2 protein-coding genes are annotated in these 3,591 nt (G+C 70.5%); both read right to left on the reverse strand.

From position 1 onward, the window contains the following. Positions 1–53: 53 nt before the first annotated feature. Positions 54–2,078, reverse strand: coding sequence for a CocE/NonD family hydrolase (locus DQW06_RS07755; RefSeq protein WP_117198216.1), 2,025 nt, complete (start codon positions 2,076–2,078; stop codon positions 54–56). Positions 2,079–2,093: 15 nt separating this feature from the next. Then, on the reverse strand, positions 2,094–3,410 hold the full coding sequence (locus tag DQW06_RS07760) for an ATP-grasp domain-containing protein (protein ID WP_232238651.1): 1,317 nt from the start codon (positions 3,408–3,410) through the stop codon (positions 2,094–2,096). Positions 3,411–3,591 lie beyond the last annotated feature (181 nt).

The following is a 3,591-nucleotide window of genomic DNA, read 5'->3' on the forward strand; positions in this document are numbered from 1 at the left end:
GGGGGCCCCCGCCGTTCCCCGGCCGCGAACGGCCGCGGGTCACCGGCAGCGGATCACAGGTGGTCCCGGGGCAGCGTCTCGGTCCACTGCCGGGAGAAGACCCGCTCGTCGTTCTCGAACGCGTCCAGAGTCGCGTACACCCGGAACTCGGTCTCGGTGCACTCCAGCGACGTGTGGGTCTCGGTCCGGGTCCGCCACCCGTCCCGCGCGAAGCGCATCGTCCACGTCGACTCACCGCGCGCGGACGTGAAGTCGCCCGCCACGGACTCGTAGTACTCGTAGGCGCGCCGACCGACGTCCAGGTCGATGTCGTCGAAGTGCAGGATGCCGCCGTCCTTGACGATCTCCAGGGCCGACCGGGTGTCCACCAGGTCCCTGTAGACGGTCCAGCTGTGCTCCGGCTTCTCCCGGCGCGTGGTGGAGATCTCCGGCGCCGCCTCCGGCTCCCCGAAGGGCTCCGGGTGCGGCTCGTCCGCCTCGGAGTGAGGACGCACCGGCAGCAGCAGCCTGCTGTTCTCCGGGTGCACGGTCAGCAGGGCGGGCTTGGGCGGCGGCCAGGCCAGCGGCCAGTAGGAGGTGGACAGCGACAGCCGGATGCGGTGCCCCACCGGGAACGCCTGCGCGACACCGTTCATCGTGACCTTCACCCGGTAGATCTCACCGGGTTCGAGCTTCTCGGGGTGCTCGTGGCCGTCGCGGTGGGTGAGGTTGAGCAGCCCGTAGGTCACCCGCGTGGCGCTGCCGTCCGGCGCGACGTCCACCAGCCGCGCGGCGACCATGGCCACCGGCTCGGTGACCGACACGTCCAGCTCCACCTCGGCGGCGCCCAGGATCTCCACGTCCTCCGACAGCACGTCGCTGTCGAAGACCAGGGAACCGCCGTCCTCCTCGCGCTGGTCGTAGGGCAGGTCCGGCGGGGCGTTGTAGGAGGCCCACTTGCCCGCGAACTGGCCCACGGTCAGCGGCGACCGCACGGTCAGCGACTCCGAGTGCACCTCCTCTCCGGGGCGGCCGATCCGGTACCTGGCCAGCGGGTAGCCGCGGTACTCCACGCTCGGCGAGGGCCACACGTCCTCGCGCACCCACCGGCCGGGGCGCTCGGTGTAGGCGGTGGAGGGGAGCACGCTGTCCTGCATCCACGCCCACAGGGACGGGCCCTCGTCGACACCGTTCTCCCTGCCCTTGAGCCAGCGGTCCAGCCAGCGCACGACCTCCTGGAGGTAGCCGATCGCCGGGCCGGGGCTGCCCATGTGCGGGTAGCGGTGCGACCACGGGCCGATCAGCCCCCGCCTGGGCGCCTCCAGGTTCTCCAGCAGCCGGAAGACGGCGTTGGAGTAGCCGTCCGCCCACCCGCTGGAGGCCAGCACCGGGCAGCGCACCTTCGAGTAGTCCTCGCTCACCGACGCGTGCCGCCAGTAGTCGTCGCGCCGCTGGTGGCGCAGCCACTCCAGGACCCACGGTTCGGTGGCCTCCAGCCGCTCGTGCCACATCCGCCGCCAGTCGTCGCCGACGGTCACCGGGTCCGGCGGGCAGGTGCCCGCGGAGAACATCGTCCCCGCCTCGGCGAGGTTGTCCGACAGCAGACAACCGCCCATGTAGTGGAAGTCGTCGCCGTACCGGTCGTCGGTGAAGGAGCTGATGACGATCGCGCCCAGGCTCGGGGGCTGGCGGGCCGCCACCTGGAGCGCGGCGAACCCTCCCCAGGACAGCCCCATCATGCTGGTCTTCCCGTTGCACCAGGGCTGCTCGGCCAGCCAGGCCAGCACCTCCTCGGCGTCCAGCTGCTCGCGCTCCAGGTACTCGTCGGTGAGCACGCCCTCCGAGTCACCGGTACCCCGCAGGTCCACGCGGACGCAGGCGTAGCCGTGCCCGGCGATGTAGGGGTGGTGCATGGAGTCGCGCACCGACGTCAGGTCGCGCCTGCGGTAGGGGAGGTACTCCAGGACCGCCGGGACGGGGGACACGTCGGAGGAGGTCGCCCGCCACACCCTGGCGGCCAGGTGCACACCGTCCGACATCGGTATCCACAGGTGCTCGTCCTCCTGGACGGCGTTGGGCAGGTTGTTGACCACGTGCATGGACCGGGGACCCTCCTAGTGTTCGGCCAGCTTGTCCTTCGTCCCGTGCTCGTCCTCGAACTCGAAGACCAGCTCGTCGACGCAACGCTCGTACTTGGCGCGCATCGCGGTCTCGTCCTCGGCGCCGATGGTGATCTTGGCGAGTTCGAAGCTGTAGCTGTCCTGGGCGGTCATGTCCGAGAGCCGCTGCCCCTGCTTGGGCACGATCTCGATCGTCACGCCGGGCAGGGACTCCTCCAGCGCGGACACCTCCTCGGGGGTGGGCACGCGCGCGGCGACGCCGTCCTCGAAGCGGCGGTGGTACCACTCCGCGGCCACCCGGTACTCGCCCCGGGCGTCCTCGTCCAGGGCGGGGTCCTGCCCGAAGCCCAGCCGCAGCATGCGCTCGTGGTTGGCGACCCCGTCCACCAGCTCGAAGAGTTCGGCGTGGGACTGGGAGTGGCGCGTGTTCACCTCCAGCAGGCCCAGCTTCTCCTCCACGGGGTCGTAGAAGAACTCGACGCTGAACGTGGAGTTGTCCATCCCCACCCGCTCGATGACCTTGGTGGCGACCTCGGACATCCAGCGGCACACGTTCTCGGGGAGGCCGGAGGGGTACTGGTGGCGCAGGAACACCGAGCTGCCCGGGTAGTCGACCGAGTCCAGGGCGCCGTAGACCACGACCTCGCCCTTGTACACGTAGCCCTCGACGGCCGCCTGCACGCCCTGCATCGCGGCCTCGGCGAGGGCCGTGCGCCCGCCAACGGAGGAGATCTCGGGAGGCAGGTCCACCATCTCCAGGATCTGCTCGAAGGGGCGGCCGATGCGGTCGACCCCGTCGCGGAGGAGGGACACCGCCTGCTGGAAGGCCTCGTCGTCGCCGACCTTGTAGGCCAGCTCGGAGGAGGCCGACTTCACCGGCTTGAGCCACATCGGGTAGGACGGGCTCTCGGGGGGCGCGGGGTTCTCCTCGGACAGCTCGACCAGGCCGAAGGCCGGGTACTCGTCGATGACCTTCTGCTGCTCCAGTCTGCTCCAGTACTTGTGCTCACACTTGACGAAGGACTCCAGGGAGGACGAGGGGAGGCCGCGGCGGGAGCAGAGGATGGGCACGAACAGGGTCACCGGGAAGTCCCAGTAGCCCACGATCGCGTCGACGCTCCCGTCGAAGTCGTCCAGGATCCTCTCCGCCTTGGCCAGGAGTTCCTGGATGTCGATCTCGCCGACCTGGAGCTCGTCCAGGTTCAGCAGCTGGTGGAACTCGCAGTGCTGACCTGTGGGGGTCCTGCGCAGGATCTCCAGGTTGTGCTCGTCCAGGCCGACCACGAACACGTTCTTCACGGTTACCTGCACCGCCTTCCTCTTCTGGGCTCCTCGGAGCGGGGATGCATACGCATGCGCCTAACCCGTGCCGGGTGCTCCAAACGCGGGCGTGTCGCGCCTCACGCCGCGGAAGCGCTGGTCGTCGCGCCGCGACGCGCGCGGCGCGCACGCGCGGGCCCCGCCGCGGACGGTCGCGGGTCCGCGGCGGGGC

Source organism: Nocardiopsis sp. TNDT3, from assembly GCF_003427465.1.
Lineage (GTDB): Bacteria > Actinomycetota > Actinomycetes > Streptosporangiales > Streptosporangiaceae > Nocardiopsis > Nocardiopsis dassonvillei.